The following is a 15,135-nucleotide window of genomic DNA, read 5'->3' as shown; positions in this document are numbered from 1 at the left end:
TACCGTTCACACCACAGCAACGCTTGCCGATCCAGTCCGATTACAGCAAGGAGGGCGCGAATGACCGAAATGGCCGCCTTCTCTCAAGACAGCGACACGGTACGCTTTTCCGGCAGCTTGTCGCTCGCCCGGATCGGCGACCTGCCGGAACGTCTCCGTGCCTTCGATGGCAAGGTCGCGCATGTCGATCTCAGCGGCATCGATCGGATCGACACCGTCGGTGCCTGGATCGTCCACCGCTTTGCTGCACAGCACGACGCCGACATCCAGGGACTCGACGCGGATGGCGAGCATTTGCTGCAACAGGTCGCCAACGCCGACCAGCCGGTCGCGATGCGCCCCGCCGCCGTCGGCAGCTTCACCCGCGTCGTCGGCGAGCTGGGGGACGCGGTCGTTTCCTCCGGGCATACGCTTTACGGCTTGCTCGGCTTTTTTGGCGCGACACTGATCGCTTTCTGGAATGTCGCGACTCACCCCAAGCGGTTCCGCTTCAACGCGGTCGTGCAGCGGTTCGAGGTCGTCGGGGTTACTGCGCTCGGTATCATCGGGTTGATGAGCTTCCTGATCGGGATCGTGATCGCGCAGCAGGGCTCGGTCCAGCTCCAGCAATTCGGGTTCGAGGTGTTCACGATCAACCTCGTTGGGCGCATCACGCTGCGCGAGTTGGGCGTGCTGATGACCGCGATCATGGTCGCCGGGCGTTCCGGGTCCGCCTTCGCGGCGCAGCTCGGGACGATGAAGCTGACCGAGGAAATCGACGCCATGCGCACGATCGGCGTTTCGCCGATGGAGGCACTGGTGCTGCCGCGCGTGATCGCATCGGTGGTGATGATGCCGCTGCTCGGCATGTACGCGTCGATCATCGCAATCGTCGGCGGCGGGCTGCTCTGCTGGGTGTCGCTCGACATCCCGCCCGTCACCTTCGTCCAGCGCATCCGCGAGGTCGTGCCGGTGACCGATCTGTACGTCGGGTTGATCAAGGCACCGTTCTTCGGGTTGATTATCGCGATGGCGGGCTGCTTCCAGGGAATGCTGGTCGAGGGCGATGCCGAACAGGTCGGCACGCGGACCACCGCCGCGGTCGTCCAGGCGATCTTCCTCGTGATCGTGCTCGATGCGTTCTTCGCGGTGTTCTTCACCTCGATCGGGTGGTCGTGATGGAAACCGGCAACGCGCCAAACGACAATGACGACGTCATCGTCGTCCGCGATCTCGTCAACGGATTTGGCGATCAGATCGTCCATGACGGTGTCAATCTGACCGTGCGCCGGGGCGAGATCATCGGCGTGGTCGGCGGGTCGGGTACCGGCAAGTCGGTGCTGATGCGCTCGATCATCGGGCTGCAGACGCCGAAGTCGGGTTCGATCGAAGTCCTCGGCGAATCCACGCTCAATCGCGAAACGACCGAATTGTCGGATCTGACCAAGCGCTGGGGCGTGCTGTTCCAGGGCGGTGCGTTGTTCTCGACGCTGACGGTCGCCGAAAACGTCCAGGTCCCGCTCCGCGAATTCTACCCCGAGCTCGATCCCGCGCTGCTCGACGAGATTGCCGCCTACAAGGTCGTGATGAGCGGCCTGCCCGCCGATGCCGGCCCGAAATATCCGTCCGAACTGTCGGGCGGGATGCGCAAACGCGCTGGCTTGTCGCGGGCGCTCGCGATGGACCCGGAACTGCTGTTCCTCGACGAACCGACCGCCGGGCTCGATCCGATCGGTGCGGCCGCGTTCGACGAACTGACTCGCTCGCTCCAGAAGACGCTCGGGCTGACGGTGTTCCTGATCACGCACGATCTCGACACGTTGTACGCGATTTGCGACCGGATCGCGGTGCTGGCGGACAAGAAGGTCATCGCGGTCGGGACGATCGACGAACTGCTCGCGCTGGACCACCCGTGGATCCAGGAATATTTCAAGGGCCCGCGTGGCCGCGCCGCAACGGCGACACTCGAGCGCAACGAACATGCTGACGCTGCAGCGGAAGGGCAATAGCTGATGGAAACCCGCTCGAACCATGTGCTGGTCGGATCGGTCGTGCTCATCCTGCTGACGGTGATGCTGCTGTTCCTGGTGTGGATCCTGCGCTGGGGCACCGCCACCGACAAGGAATATGACATCTTCTTCAAGCAGTCGGTCGACGGTCTGGCAAAGGGGTCGGGCGTTGCCTTCTCTGGCGTCGTATCCGGACAGGTGAAGGAAATCGCGCTGTGGAAGCCCGATCCCTCGCTCGTCCGCGTTCGGATCAGCGTCATTCCCGATACGCCGATCCTGATCGGAACGACGGCCTCGTTGCAGGGCAGTTTCACCGGTACCAGCACGGTGCAGCTCGACGGCGCGGTCAAGGGCGCGCCGCCGATTGCCTGCCCGGTCGAAAATCCGCTGTCCGAATGCCCGAACGGCGTCCCGACGATCCCGACCAAGCCCGGCGGCCTCGGCGCCTTGCTGAGTTCGGCGCCGCAGTTGCTCGAGCGGATCTCGACGCTGACCGAGCGCCTGTCGGACATGCTGTCGGACAAGAACCAGCAGTCTATCCAGGGCATTCTCGCCAACACCAACCGCCTGAGCGCGGCGCTGGCGGACCGCGGGCCCGAAATCGCCGCGACGCTGGCGGAGACGCGAGTCGCGATCCAGAAGGCGGGCGTCGCCGCGCAGCAGATCGGCAACCTTGCCGACACGACCAACGGCGTGCTGTCGAACGACGTTCGCCCGGTGATGGCGAACCTCAACAAGACGATCGCGTCGGCACAGCACAGCGCCGAGACGCTCGACGCCGCGATCGGCGATGCGCGGCCAGGGTTGCAGGCGTTCTCGAAGCAGACCGTCCCCGAAGTCGGGCAGTTGGTGCACGACCTGCGCCAGATGTCGATGGCGCTGACGTCGGTCGCCGAAAAGGTCGATCGCGGCGGTGCGGGCGCGCTGATCGGCCAATCCAAGCTGCCTGATTACAAGCCCGGAAAGGGACAGTGACCATGATCCGTTCGACCAAATCGCTGCTCGCGCTGACTGCGCTCGCGTCGCTCTCCGGCTGCATCAGCTTTGCCGCCAAGCCCCCGGCGTCGCTGCTGACGCTGACCTCGGCAACGACGCTGCCGGTCAACCAGACGCAGTCGTCGAGCACCGCGCCGACGATCACGATCCAGGTGCCCGCGGTGGCTCAGTCGATTGCCGGGGTGCGGATCCCCGTCCAGGCGAGCCAGACCTCGATCGCCTATGTCGCCAAGGCGCAATGGGTCGAGCCGCCCGCGCGGTTGTTCGCACGCTTGCTGTCGGACACGATCCCGCCGCGCACCGGGCGCATCGTCCTGAGCAGCGCGCAGTCCTTTTCCGATCCAGGCGCCGTCCTGTCGGGGGAGATCCGGTCTTTCGGCGTCGATGCCGGCACCAACATGGCGGTCGTCGCCTTCGACGGCTCGCTGATCCGCAGCACCGGCAAGGTGGTCGAAAAGCGCCGCTTCGAGGCGCGTGTCCCGGTCAGCGCGATCGCGGCGGGGCCGGTCGGTGTTGCGCTCAACCAGGCGGCGAATCAGGTTGCGGTCGAAGTGGCGGACTGGGTCGGACGGTAACGCAACGGCTAGACGGCACCTTCCCCGGCGAAGGCCGGGGTCCAGTCGAGCTGGCCAAGCTTACCAATCGCTGTCGCCAGCTTTCTCCGGTTCCTCTCCTGGGCCCCGGCCTTGGCCGGGGGAGACCATCAGGGGGCCGCATCCTCCGCTCGCCGTACCGGTGTTTCGTCCCCCCTCAGCGTGCCGGCACTTTGCGCACCGGCACCATCAGGTTGCACAGGTCCGCCGCTGCCGCGGGTACCGTGAAGAACGGCAACCCCCGGTTCGCCCGCGCCTCGAGCGTTCGGGCGAACGCCGCTGTGTCGGGGCGCAGATACTGAAACGCCGGACGTTCGGCCGCAGGCAGATCCGCCACGATCACGATCCGCTTGATCGGCACACGTTGCTTTGGATCTTCGTACAGCCCGAGGCCGCCCCCGGTCCCGCGCGGCAGCGCTGACAGCGCGCCCATCCCGTCGATCACACGCCCGACCAACGCAATGTTGCGGTCGAGATGGCGCGGGGCGTGACCGATCACGGTATAGAGATCCCCGCCCGTCCCGGTATCGGGGGCCAGATCGCGCGCGACGCCGACCATGCCGTAGCAATGCGGCAGCCACTGCCGCTTGCCGTCGCCCGCCACCGCCCAGCCGCTCGGCGTGAAGCCGGTACGCGTCGCGTAAGCGTCGCGATACGGGTTGGCGACCGCCAGGCCATGCGCGCCCCACGCCCATTCATATTCGGCGGGCGGTCGCGCCGTGATACCAGCAGCGGGGGGCTTCTTCTCGGTCGCATCGCCCCATTGCGTCACGTAATTGTCCTGGACGCGATAGACCGTCGCATCGCCCCACCAGCCGCTGCGCGCAATGGTCCGGATATTGGCGACATGCACCGGCGCGAACGCGGGGGCGAGCCAGAGGACGCTGCGCTGGCCATCGGCGAAATCAATCAGCAACAGGTCCTCGGGCGCGATGCTGCCCCACGCATCGGCGGGGGCTGCCGCAGCGATTTGTCCGGCGGTCGGCTTGGCCGCAGGCGCGGAAGGCGCAACGCCCTGGGTGGTGGAAAGCGACAGGAGCATGGGCAGCAGGATCATTCCGCTATCGTGACATGCCGACCCCGCGCCATGCAATCCCTCCTCTTCCTGCGCAGCACGCTTGCACAGCCGCCATCGACGCTCTAGGGCGACGTTCCTGTCCAGGACATGCGGAGCGGTGGCCGAGTGGTCGAAGGCGCTCGCCTGGAAAGTGAGTATACGTCAAAAGCGTATCGAGGGTTCGAATCCCTCCCGCTCCGCCACGGACATGTTCCCGGTGGTCCGCAACGGACCACCGGCACCAACCTTCCCTACCGAAATCGAACGGGCGACAGACCGGCGCCGTCGAGCGGACCGCAAAGGGGTAGCTTTGCGATCATCCATTCAGGCGCTCTGCCGTTCGGAAGGCCGTCTTTACCGTCTTTACCTTCTCTTTATGCGACATCGGCGCATGCGCCCGGCACGTAGGCCTCCCATTCATCGGAGCCTGATCATGTCCTACCGTTTCCCGCGCCACCTCCGGTGCCTTGCCCTCGGTGCGATGGCACTGAGCTTGCCGGCCTCCGCGGCGCCGGTGCCGGCCCCGTCTTCGATCACGGCCACGACGACCTATTCGATGACCCGCGAGACCTGGCTGGGGGAGAAGACGACGTTCGCGCCGGACGAAGCGTTCCCGGACGGGCTGATGACCGTCACCGAGGGGTATGCCGTGCTGAAGGTCGGCACCTTCGCCGAAGGAACGGTCGAGTTCGACATCAAGCCGCTCGCTTACGCCGATACCGGGATCCTGCTGCATCGGCGCGACGCGGATACCGCCGAGTTCGTCTATCTGCGCGCCAACCCGGACTGCCCGGCTGCCAATGATTGTGTGCAATATGCCCCGATTACCAACGGGCGCATGCAGTGGAACGCCTATTCGCGCTTCCAGCATAGTGCGCCGGTCGTGGCGACAGGATGGAACCACCTCCGCATCGTGATCGCGAACGGGCGGCTACGATTGTTCGTCAACCATGCTCCCGAGCCATCGCTGGACGTCCCGCGGTTGCAGGGCCTCGCCGATCGCGGCGGGATCGCGGTGAAGGGGCCTGCCATCTTCGCCAACATGGTTGTTCGGCCCGACGACACGGGGTCGTCCGCGCCGTCGCTGATCGATGTCCCGCAGCCGGGCGTCGTCCGTCATTGGCTGCTCGGTCCGGTCACGCCTGCGCCCGCCAGCGGTATCCCGACGCCGACTGATATACCGAGCACAGGCTGGCAGCGATTCGAAGCCGAACCGGACGGACTGGCCAACCTGGCCCGCGCCATTCCGAAGAACGACAGCCCCCGTCGACAAATCGCCTGGCTCAAGGTCGAGATCGATGCGGTCGCCGATGGCAGCAGGACAATCGACCTCGGCTTCGTTCCCCGCGCGTGGCTGTTTCTCAACGGCGCACAGGTCTATGCGGGCGAGAACTTCTATTACCCAGCGAACAAGCGCCTGGCACCGGCGGGACGGTTCGGCCCGGAGAACGCCAGGGTCGAACTACCGCTCCACAAGGGGAAGAACACACTGGTCCTCGCGAGCGACGACGCATGGCGCCGTCCCGACGGTACGTTCAGGCCCGATCATTACGGTTGGGCGGCTATGATGCGCTTCGAACAGCCAGCGGGGTTGACGCTGAGATGAGGCTGCGGTCGGAAGCGATGTAACAGCAGGACGACCTGATCTGCGAGCGACGGCGCATCGGCACCGCTCCGGAACTCCTCGCACAGGAGTTGATCGTCATCGTACGCCGCCGGGCTTGCGGAACGCGTATGCGAACTGGCTGGTGCGACCACGGATTGCCGGATCGAAGACCTTGATCGTCAGCGGGTCCGACGCATTGGCGAGGACCCTGCTCTCGCCGGCGAAGACGAACCCAGCTGCTTCCGCCTGGCGACGCACGATCACCGGATCGATGCGGTGGAGCGTATCGGTGTCCGCCATCCCGCGTCCGGCGGCACTGCGATGGTCGATGACGATGAAATACCCACCCGGTCGCAGCAGGCGGAACGCGTCCCGGGCCAGCGCGTCGGGTCCGGGACTGCCCAGGAACGGATCGGCATAATCGTGGTAGTTTTGCGACGTCCACACCACGTCGAGCGGTGTCGGCGCCGTAGGCAACGCCTGCGGCTGGATCGCGACCGCGACGTTTCGATAAGCCGGCGAGGCAGCGGTTTTGCGCAACGCGGTGACATCGCGCGTTGCCAGCTTCGCATAGGCATTCGGCCACACCGCATAGACATGGCCGGTCGGCCCGACGACGCGGCTGAAGATGCGGGTCCAATACCCGCCCCCCGGGATGAGATCGAGCACGTTTTGTCCACGCGCTACGTGTGCCAGCGCGACCAGTTCGGCAGGGTGGCGCCGCGCATCCTGTCGGCGGTCCGTCGCGCGGCTCGGGTCCGCAAGCGCCTGGTCGATGACGGTCCGCGCGCCGGCAGCGTGGACCGGCGCGGTCATCCCCAGCAGCAGGGCTGCGGCCGGGATCAACGGATTGAGGGAACATTGCATAAGTCGGCTCCTTGTGGCCGTATCGATGGCAGCGCCGTCGCCGGTTTAAGCCATCAAGAAGACGTAAAGACTGCCCCCGGCGCCGATCGGCGTCCCTGATCGGTTGATCGCCATTCCGCTTTGCACATGGCCAATGCTAGGGCGGGACCATGACGACGCGGGCGCAATGGCAGATCGGGACATGGACGTTCGACGCGGTCGGAGCGCGCCTGATCGCGGGGGAGACCGAAATTCCGCTCGAACATCGCGCCGCGCGCACGCTCGAGATGCTGTGCCGGAGCCGTGGCAGCCCGGTGTCGCGGGACGAGATTCTGGCGGACGTCTGGGAAGGCCGATCGGTCAGCCCCAATAGCGTCGCGGTCGTCATCGCCGACCTGCGCCGTGCGCTTGGCGACGATGCAAGCGCGCCCCGCTTCATCGCGACGATCCCGAAACGCGGCTACCGATTGAGTGACGAAGCGCCGCCCGTCGCAGCACCGCCCCCCGCCGCCCCTGCCCGACGAAGCGTGCTGCGATCTTTGGTGATCGCAGTGGCGGTCGTTGCGCTGGTCGGCACGGGCTTTCTGGCGATGCGATCTCGATCGCACGACCGCTTGACGCTCGTCGTCACCCCCACAGCCAACGACACGGGGAAGCCGCAGTATCGCCCGCTCGCGATCGCCTTGCAGGCGTTGCTTACCGACCGCCTGTCACGGATGGGGGTGGACGTCCTATCCGCACCGACACCGCCCGGCCCGGTTCAGAAGCGGCGACAATTGTGGTTCCGTTCACGGCTTATATTGTGGAACGGCATCTCGACCCTGTCCATGGAAGAGGTCGACGGCTCCGGGCGGGTCACCTGGACGGGAATGGCGGTTGCGCCGCCGAACGGGCTGGCAGCGGCCACCATTGCGCAACTTCGGACGTTGAAAGTCGAGACCTTGGATCGGTAACTTAAAGCGAAGCGGCCGCAACGCGCGAGTTTCGTCGTCCTCGACACGCACTGGTCGGTTGCATTGGCGAGCGAGCCCGAACCTGCAAAACGCATCCGGGGTATAAGCCACGGAGCCTGCCCGCGCCCGGACACGGTAGCCCGATGATGGCGTCGATCCGGTGGAAGCCTTCAAAGATCAGACGTCCTGGATCCGGAAGCCATGCTCGTCGCGCTGAACGTCGCGCGCCAACTGATATCCCTCGTTTCGCACCGTCCCTATCATCGCCGCACCTGACGGACAGTTCCGGTCCAGGATCTTGCGCAAGCGCGTGATGATCACGTCGATGCTGCGCGTGTCGGCGTGTTTGCCATTTCCAAGGGCAACCACCAGAAACGATCGGGATAGAACGCGGCGAGGTCGGCTTGCCAAGGCCAGGAATATCTCGAAGGTCGAGCCGGGAAGTTCGATCCGTTGGCCATGCGGGCTGACCAGATACCGCCGCGTAACGTTGAGATACCAGGTACCGCTCAGGCTTTGGGTAAGCTGAGGGGTAGTCGGTGCTCCCGCACATCGGCGGAAGATGGCCGCCAAGCGCGCTTTGAGCTCTGCCCCCGAAATATCCGGCGCGATGCAATCCGTGGCACCCCACGCGAACGCGGCGATACGGCCATTCTCGTCAGCGCGATCGGCAACCACCAGGATCGCACCCAGTCGTTCATATGGTTCCGTCGAGCGCAAGAATCGCAGGGCATTCAGGGGAACGATCGATACATCGAACCGGACGCCGCGTTCGAGCGTATCGAGCTCCGCGAGGCCTAGCAGCGTCGTCGTGTATCGCGACGCAATCGCCTCCAAAAGGGGCGTATGCCAGTCAAGATTTGCAAGGCCTAGCAGCAACAGGTTCGGCATCCGTTGATGCATGACATTTTTGTGACAGCGGTCAAGTTGGGTTCCATTGAACCATTCGTCAAACCCCGCGACGTCGCCATTGGCTTCCGACGGCATCGCTCTGAACCGGGTTCGATCGGGCGCGGAATAGTGGTTCTGCAACGACGAAGACTGCCAATGCCGAGACGAGCAGACCAGCCGGCACAGTGACCGCGGCAACCCCAGCTTCAGCCCGTCATCTCGGTACGGCCCGAAAGCAAACCACGACAGCGCTCAGGGTTGTCATCGCAAGGGCGTCGAGCAGCATGGATCGGCTTACCTCGAGGCGCTGGGCTACCCGGTCCCGTCGCAAAAACGTGATAGATATTAGCGTTCCCGACCTACAGGACGTGTCGCAGCTATCGGCAGTTCGCTATAGCAGCGTCGTCAGCAGGTAGAATGTCGCCCCGACTGCCGCCGACGCCGGGATTGTTATAATCCAGGCAATCAAGACATTCTGCGCGACTCCCCAACGCACCGCCGACGCACGCCGCGCCACGCCTGCGCCAATGATGCACCCCGTGATCGTGTGCGTCGTCGAAACCGGAATGCCCAGCAGCGATGCTGCGAACACCATAACCGAACCACCGAGCGAAGCGCTGAAGCCTTGATGTTGCGATAGCTTCGTGATGCGCGATCCCATCGTTTCGATGATCTTCCACCCGCCGGTCAACGTACCGAGCCCCATCGCGATATAGCAACTGATCGCGACCCAATGCGGGACTTCGAACGCGCCGTGCAGATAACCGGTCGAGAACAACAGGACGGTGATGATCCCCATCGTCTTTTGCGCGTCGTTGAGGCCGTGGCTGAGCGAGTAGGTCCCCGACGAGATCAAGTGGAGCGCCCGGAAAGAGCGCTCGGCGGTGCGATGGCTGGCGCGGCGGAACAGCCAGCTCGAGGCCAGCATGATGATCATCGACAGGATCATGCCGAGCACGGGCGACAGGACGATCGCGATCAGCGTCTTGTTAAGCCCAGTCCACTGCACGCCGGTAAAACCGGCATGCGCGACGCCCGATCCGATCATTCCGCCGACCAGCGCATGGCTCGACGAGGAGGGAATGCCTTTGAGCCAGGTCACGACATTCCAGAACATCGCACCGACTAGCGCGCCAAACACCACCGCGGGGGTCACCAGATCCTTGGCGATCAGCCCCTGCCCGATCGTCGAGGCGACCGCATGAAGGCTGGGGAAAGTGATGGTCAGGAAATAGGCGGCAAAATTGAAGAAGCCCGCGAACAGCACGGCATGAACTGGCTTCAGTAAGCGCGTCGAGACGACGGTCGCGATCGAATTGGCGGCATCGTGGAGGCCGTTGAGAAAATCGAACGCCAGCGCGACGGCGACGAGGCCGATCAGCAGAGGGAAGGCAAGGGAATGCATCGGTCTGGTCGCTCAGGCGTGATCGATGACGATGCCGTCGATTTCGTTCGCGACCTCCTCGAACGCGTCGACGATCCGCTCGAGATGTTTGTAGACCTCGCGTGACACGATGAAGCCGAGCGTGTCGGTCGCGCCCATTTCCTTGAAAGCGCGCTTGACGCCTCTGGTGTGGATCTCATCCGCCTGGCTCTCCATGCGGACCATGCGTTCGGTCAACTCATGCAGCCGCGTCCCGTTGCGCCCGACGTCGCGCAGCAGCGGCATCGCTTCCGCCGTCAAACGTGCGGCATCGACGATGATCGCGGCCATGTCCTTCATTTCGCTCGTGAAGCTGGTCACCTCGTACAGATCGATCGCCTGCACCGCGGACTGCATCTCGTCGATCGAATCGTCCATTGCGCCGATCAGGCTGGTGATCGCGCCGCGGTCAAACGGCGTGAGAAAGGTGCGGCGTACGGTCAGAAGCATTTCACGATTGATGTCGTCGGCGTCGTGCTCACGCTCGATCACCTCGCGGATATGATCGGCGGCGGCACGCGTCCCATCCTGCAGCAAGCGCGACAGCGCGTCGGCCCCTGCGCCGATAGCGACGGCATGCGCTTCGAACAGTTCGAAGAAGTTGCCGGTGCGGGGCAAGAGACGCTGGAACCAGGCAAACATCGGACTGACCTTCGATTTTTGAGCTACGGTCGCCAACACACCTTTGCGATTTGCGGCGGTCTTGAATTCGGCTGGACCAAAAGAACGGATGAGATCGCGAAGATCGCTTTCGTCAACGACACTTGCGGCGTCCGGGAGGGAGAACCAGCGGCGCTCGCGCTGCGATTGCTCCTTCCACGAATCCATTTCCCGCGTGACGGCCAGCGGGAAGACATCGACGTCAAGCATGAGCGACGCGCCATTGCCCTTACGCTTGCGATAGCGATACGAACCCAGGGGCGTCGGGCAGACGAGACCACTGACCCCCGCTTCTTCCTCGGCCTCCAGCGCCGCAGCGGCGTGCGCCGCCATCCCGACCATAGGATTGCCCTTTGGGATGACCCACCGCTTGCTTTCGCGCGACGTAACCAGGAGCACCCGCACCGATGCGTCGATTTTCGTCCCATCAGTCCGATAGGGTAATGCTGCAATTTGGCGGATCGTCGGACTCCCGTTAGACGCTCGACCGTATCGAAGAGCGACTGCCCCGCCAATCCCTTTGCACGATCAAGGTTTTGCAGGTGAATCTTCCCTGCAGCGGGCCGCCATGCGGCAGGCCAGCATGGTCATGGCGGGCGCTCATGCGGTAGGCCACTTCGAACATTGCCGCCGCTTTGGCCTGAACGGTTGGCAGAAACCGCTGCTTTCCGTGGACACCGATCCTCCGGTACCGCGGGCCCACGCTGGCGCGGGCACGCTACTTGTACCGCACCTCGAGCAGGTCCAGTTCGCGCAAAAGTTTGGCGGCAAGCTCGCTGCCCAAGCCACGTTCGCGCGCGATCGACAGGATCTCCGCACGCTCTGCGCGGACTGCGGCAAGCGGGAGTTCGCGCTCGATCCGCTCGTTTTCGCGCGCCGCCTGGCTGGCGTCGCTGCCCAGGCTACGGCTTTCGATCCGTTCGCGATATCCGTCCATGATGCGCGCGCCGGCAGCGGCATAGATGTCCGCATCTTTGCGCCCTTCGGCCAGTGCATGCTGCACGCGTTCGATCGTCTTGATCGCGGCTTCGGCAGCCGCCACGCGCGCCATGTCTTCCGCTGCCTGCTGCGAAGGCTCGGGCGGCATGGTCAGCCCTCGCAGGAGCAGCGGCAGACCGATGCTCGCAAGGACGAGCGAGCTGAGGATGATCCCCGTTGCAAGGAAGATCGCGAGCTCGCGCCCTGGGAAGGGCGTGCCGTTTCCCATCACCATCGGCAGCGTCAGCACGCCAGCGAGCGTAATCGCACCGCGCACCCCGGCAAACGACATTGCCGCGACCAGCCGCCAGGGTGGGCTAGATCCGGTCTCGCCTCCCGGTGCGCGCCGCAACAGCGTGATCCGAAGCGAGACCCACACCCAGACGAAACGCAACGCGGCGAGGCCTGCCATGATCGCCGCAACGTACAGGGCCAGCCACCACGGACTGATATGGCCCGTCAGCGCGACGGTCTGATCGAGTCCCGAGAGTATCTCGGGTAACTGTTCCCCCAGCAGCACGAAAATCATGCCGTTGGCCGCGAACTGAATCGTGTCCCACACTGAATTACGCCGCATCCGGGTGACCGCCAGCGCCTGACGCGAAATCTCCGCGAAGCTCATCGTCACGCCCGCCGCCACCGCGGCAAGGATACCAGATGCGTGGACATGTTCGGCGATCAGATAGGCGCCAAATGGTATGAGAACGCTGATCAGGATCTGCGACCCCGTCTCTTCGCCAAAGCGGCGTGATACCCACGCCTTCGTCCGCGTCACTGCCAGCGTCAGCGCGACGCCGACGAAGATCCCTGCCCCCGCCATCCAGAGAAAGTTCAACGCCGCCCCGGTGGCCGAAAAACTGCCCGTCAGTGCGGCGGCGATCGCGACGCGCAGGCACACCAGGCCCGATGCGTCGTTCAGCAGCGACTCCCCTTCGAGAATGTGCATCATCCGCTTCGGAATCGGAACGCGCGCGGCGATTGCCGACACCGCGATCGGATCGGTGGGCGATATAACCGCCGCCAGCGCGAACGCCACGGCGAGCGGCATGGCCGGGATCATCCAGTGGATCAGAAAGCCCACGCCGATCACGGTCAGCAGGACCAGGCCCAACGCAAGCTCAACGACGGTCGACAAATCCTTTAAGAGCGCGTCCTTTGGGATACGCCAGCCATCGAGAAACAGAAGCGGTGGCAGGAACAGGAGCATGAAGAGCTCGGGATCGAGCGCGACGCGCAAATGCGTGGCAAGACCTACGACGAATCCCAAAGCGATCTGGACCAGAGGCGTCGGAACAGCGACCGGCAGCATCCGCGAGACGGCCCCGCTTACGACGACCGCAAGCAGCAGGATCAACACAATCGATACGGATTCCAAGCCTGCACTCCTGCATGGCCCAACGCCACGGCAGCGCGCGTAGCACGTCTTTTGCCCCTGAGCCGAGACGGGTTAGTGCGGCTTTGGGGCGCAAGATCAACGACTCGCGCTGATCGCACGACCTACATTCGGTCAGTCAGGACCGCTTGTCGTTCCCCACGACGATCATCATGGGAAGGGCCGCCCCGTTCCCCGGCCTCGGATACGGGGCCGGCGTCAGAAGAGGAAACGCAGGGACTGATGTGTATCGCGGTCGGTGGTGTCGAAACTCGATCCCCGCTTTGGATCGCACGCTTTGCGTTTATGGATTTCGCAACACTTCGCCCTCCCGGAGCGTCGCATCAATCTGGGCAACGTGCGCGTGGAACCGGGGGTCGGCCAGTCCGCCGTACCGGCGGACGAACTCCGCGTTCGAAATGCCGTCTTCGCGGTTGGTAAGGTCCGTCGGCAACAGCGCCTCGGATGTGACGCTGCGGAGGCGGTTGGCTAAGGCCATTGCCGTTTCGGGCCGGACGGCAGCCTGCGCTACCTGATATCCGGATCGGTCGGCTGCCAGGTCGGCAAAAGAAAAGCCGGTGGGATCGCCAATCGCAAATTCGGATTGCTTGGCGAGGCTGTCCGCCAATTCCTTCCATTCTCCCATCGCTTCGGCGAGGTGGCTGCCGGTGCCCGCCGCGAGTGCCGCCGACAACGCCCAATGCATCGGCCAGTCCGAGCGTCCCCGGATCGTCGCGATCGGCCCATGCGACCCCAGTTGTGCACGCGAGCGACAGGATGCGGTATCGGCCCGCGCCGAGCCGGCAAGATCGCCCGCTCGTTCGTCGACCAGCAACATGGCGAGGGCGATGAACGTCGCGCGATTATGATCTGGCGTTCCGGCATTCGGATCCGACGTCGCAAACGCGCGGTGCAAATGATCGGTCAACTCGCTCAGCGGCTGCGCGCGTTGAGCGGACGCCAGGCGGCAATAGATCTTCGCCACGAGCGCTTCGTCAACCGAGCCGCTCGGGAGACCCGCCATCTGATCCACCAACCCGCTCCTGCGGGAGAAATGGATCTCCGCTGCGACCTGATCGTCGCTGATCGCGACCGTACGGACGAGTTGATCGAGCGGCGGCAAATCGACATGACGAAAGCGTACCGCCAGGCGACCAAGCTCGATCGTCCACCGCGCGAGCGCGCCGCGCAAGGTCAGTGCGCCAATCGTCAACCGAACCGGCGGGAATCCGATACTGCGACCCTGGGTGGTCACGGCAATATTGAGCCAGCGCCCGGCGAACAGACGATGGCTTCCCGCAATGTTCAAAACGCCCCGGTCAACCGCCATTCTCAACCGGTCCGGCTGAAAACCGTGCGTTGCCATCGCACTCATCCCGTCAAGCTGCGCAGGCCCGAAGTGAATGCTGCTTCGACCGTCGGGTCGATCCCGACTGGCTTTCAACTGCAGAAAGGCATCTCGACCTGCGCCGACCTGTTCGGCGGTCGGCGGCAGTCCCGCCTCGACCGTGGGGCGGCCGCTTGTGATCAACACTATGAGGATCACCAGAAACAGCGTCATCCCTCCCGCGGCGACAAGTAAAACGCGCCCGGACCGCCGACTTGCGAAGCGACCTTTCTTTCTTTGCATCAAGCTACAAGGCGCCTTCTGTAAAACGAGGCCCGTTGGCGAGCGTGGTCAGAGCGGGCTATACCCAGGGATACCGAAATTCTCCATAGAACCGACCGGTCATTCGACCACGGGCCTTACGGTCCAGGGACGGGCCAAGGTT

The 15,135-nt window shown here is 64.4% G+C and carries 14 protein-coding genes and 1 tRNA gene; 8 read left to right on the top strand and 7 right to left on the bottom strand.

The annotated features are described in order from the left end of the window. The first annotated feature begins 60 nt into the window (after positions 1 to 60). From RI03_RS04485 to RI03_RS04470, 4 genes are read left to right on the top strand one after another with little or no spacing between them, the layout of a single operon-like run. Positions 61 to 1,158 carry an ABC transporter permease gene (locus RI03_RS04485; RefSeq protein ID WP_010215505.1) on the top strand — a complete coding sequence of 366 codons (1,098 nt, stop codon included), beginning with the start codon at positions 61 to 63 and terminating at the stop codon, positions 1,156 to 1,158. Continuing rightward, a complete protein-coding gene (locus RI03_RS04480; protein ID WP_010162558.1) occupies positions 1,158 to 1,988 on the top strand; it encodes an ABC transporter ATP-binding protein in 831 nt (276 codons plus the stop codon). Before RI03_RS04485 ends, RI03_RS04480 begins: the two co-directional genes overlap by 1 nt. A 3-nt stretch (positions 1,989 to 1,991) precedes the next feature. Then, positions 1,992 to 2,963 carry an MlaD family protein gene (locus RI03_RS04475; RefSeq protein WP_010215504.1) on the top strand — a complete coding sequence of 324 codons (972 nt, stop codon included), beginning with the start codon at positions 1,992 to 1,994 and terminating at the stop codon, positions 2,961 to 2,963. Next, positions 2,960 to 3,559, top strand: a complete 600-nt coding sequence (locus RI03_RS04470) for an ABC-type transport auxiliary lipoprotein family protein (RefSeq protein ID WP_010215503.1) — start codon at positions 2,960 to 2,962, stop codon at positions 3,557 to 3,559. Before RI03_RS04475 ends, RI03_RS04470 begins: the two co-directional genes overlap by 4 nt. A 175-nt stretch (positions 3,560 to 3,734) precedes the next feature. Here RI03_RS04470 and RI03_RS04465 read toward each other — a convergent pair whose 3' ends face one another. Next, positions 3,735 to 4,634: a peptidylprolyl isomerase gene (locus RI03_RS04465; RefSeq protein WP_010215502.1), complete on the bottom strand. Its 900-nt coding sequence runs from the start codon at positions 4,632 to 4,634 to the stop codon at positions 3,735 to 3,737. Between the two features lie 112 nt (positions 4,635 to 4,746). On the opposite strand from RI03_RS04465, the gene RI03_RS04460 reads away from it, so the two are divergent. Beyond that, a tRNA-Ser gene (locus tag RI03_RS04460) sits at positions 4,747 to 4,837 on the top strand. Between the two features lie 230 nt (positions 4,838 to 5,067). Beyond that, entirely contained in the window at positions 5,068 to 6,240 is a 1,173-nt protein-coding gene (locus RI03_RS04455) for a hypothetical protein (protein ID WP_010215501.1), read from the top strand. 96 nt (positions 6,241 to 6,336) lie between these two features. Here RI03_RS04455 and RI03_RS04450 read toward each other — a convergent pair whose 3' ends face one another. After that, positions 6,337 to 7,107, bottom strand: coding sequence for a class I SAM-dependent methyltransferase (locus tag RI03_RS04450; RefSeq protein WP_010215500.1), 771 nt, complete (start codon positions 7,105 to 7,107; stop codon positions 6,337 to 6,339). Between the two features lie 149 nt (positions 7,108 to 7,256). Between RI03_RS04450 and RI03_RS04445 the strand changes: the two genes are divergently transcribed. Then, positions 7,257 to 8,039, top strand: a complete 783-nt coding sequence (locus RI03_RS04445) for a winged helix-turn-helix domain-containing protein (RefSeq protein WP_010215499.1) — start codon at positions 7,257 to 7,259, stop codon at positions 8,037 to 8,039. A gap of 177 nt (positions 8,040 to 8,216) precedes the next feature. Here RI03_RS04445 and RI03_RS04440 read toward each other — a convergent pair whose 3' ends face one another. From RI03_RS04440 to RI03_RS24515, 5 genes are all read right to left on the bottom strand, one after another. After that, complete coding sequence (locus RI03_RS04440; RefSeq protein ID WP_010215498.1) at positions 8,217 to 9,026, bottom strand: response regulator transcription factor; 810 nt, start codon at positions 9,024 to 9,026, stop codon at positions 8,217 to 8,219. 295 nt (positions 9,027 to 9,321) lie between these two features. Further along, the gene (locus tag RI03_RS04435) at positions 9,322 to 10,335 is read right to left on the bottom strand and encodes an inorganic phosphate transporter (RefSeq protein ID WP_010162549.1); all 1,014 of its coding nucleotides are present in this window, start codon (positions 10,333 to 10,335) and stop codon (positions 9,322 to 9,324) included. A 12-nt stretch (positions 10,336 to 10,347) separates the two neighbouring features. Next, on the bottom strand, positions 10,348 to 11,412 hold the full coding sequence (locus RI03_RS04430) for a DUF47 family protein (protein WP_010215497.1): 1,065 nt from the start codon (positions 11,410 to 11,412) through the stop codon (positions 10,348 to 10,350). A 319-nt stretch (positions 11,413 to 11,731) separates the two neighbouring features. Beyond that, a complete protein-coding gene (locus RI03_RS04425) occupies positions 11,732 to 13,366 on the bottom strand; it encodes a Na+/H+ antiporter (RefSeq protein ID WP_026046445.1) in 1,635 nt (544 codons plus the stop codon). A 301-nt stretch (positions 13,367 to 13,667) separates the two neighbouring features. Continuing rightward, positions 13,668 to 14,201, bottom strand: coding sequence for a hypothetical protein (locus tag RI03_RS24515; RefSeq protein WP_238542269.1), 534 nt, complete (start codon positions 14,199 to 14,201; stop codon positions 13,668 to 13,670). Positions 14,202 to 14,279: 78 nt separating this feature from the next. Here RI03_RS24515 and RI03_RS24510 point away from each other — a divergent pair, with 78 nt between their 5' ends. Continuing rightward, a complete protein-coding gene (locus tag RI03_RS24510; protein WP_238542267.1) occupies positions 14,280 to 14,945 on the top strand; it encodes a hypothetical protein in 666 nt (221 codons plus the stop codon). Positions 14,946 to 15,135 lie beyond the last annotated feature (190 nt).

The organism is Sphingomonas sp. PAMC 26621 (genome assembly GCF_000251145.1).
Lineage (GTDB): Bacteria > Pseudomonadota > Alphaproteobacteria > Sphingomonadales > Sphingomonadaceae > Sphingomonas.
Note: the sequence above shows the minus strand (reverse complement) of the source record. Positions and strands in the feature narration are given on the sequence as shown.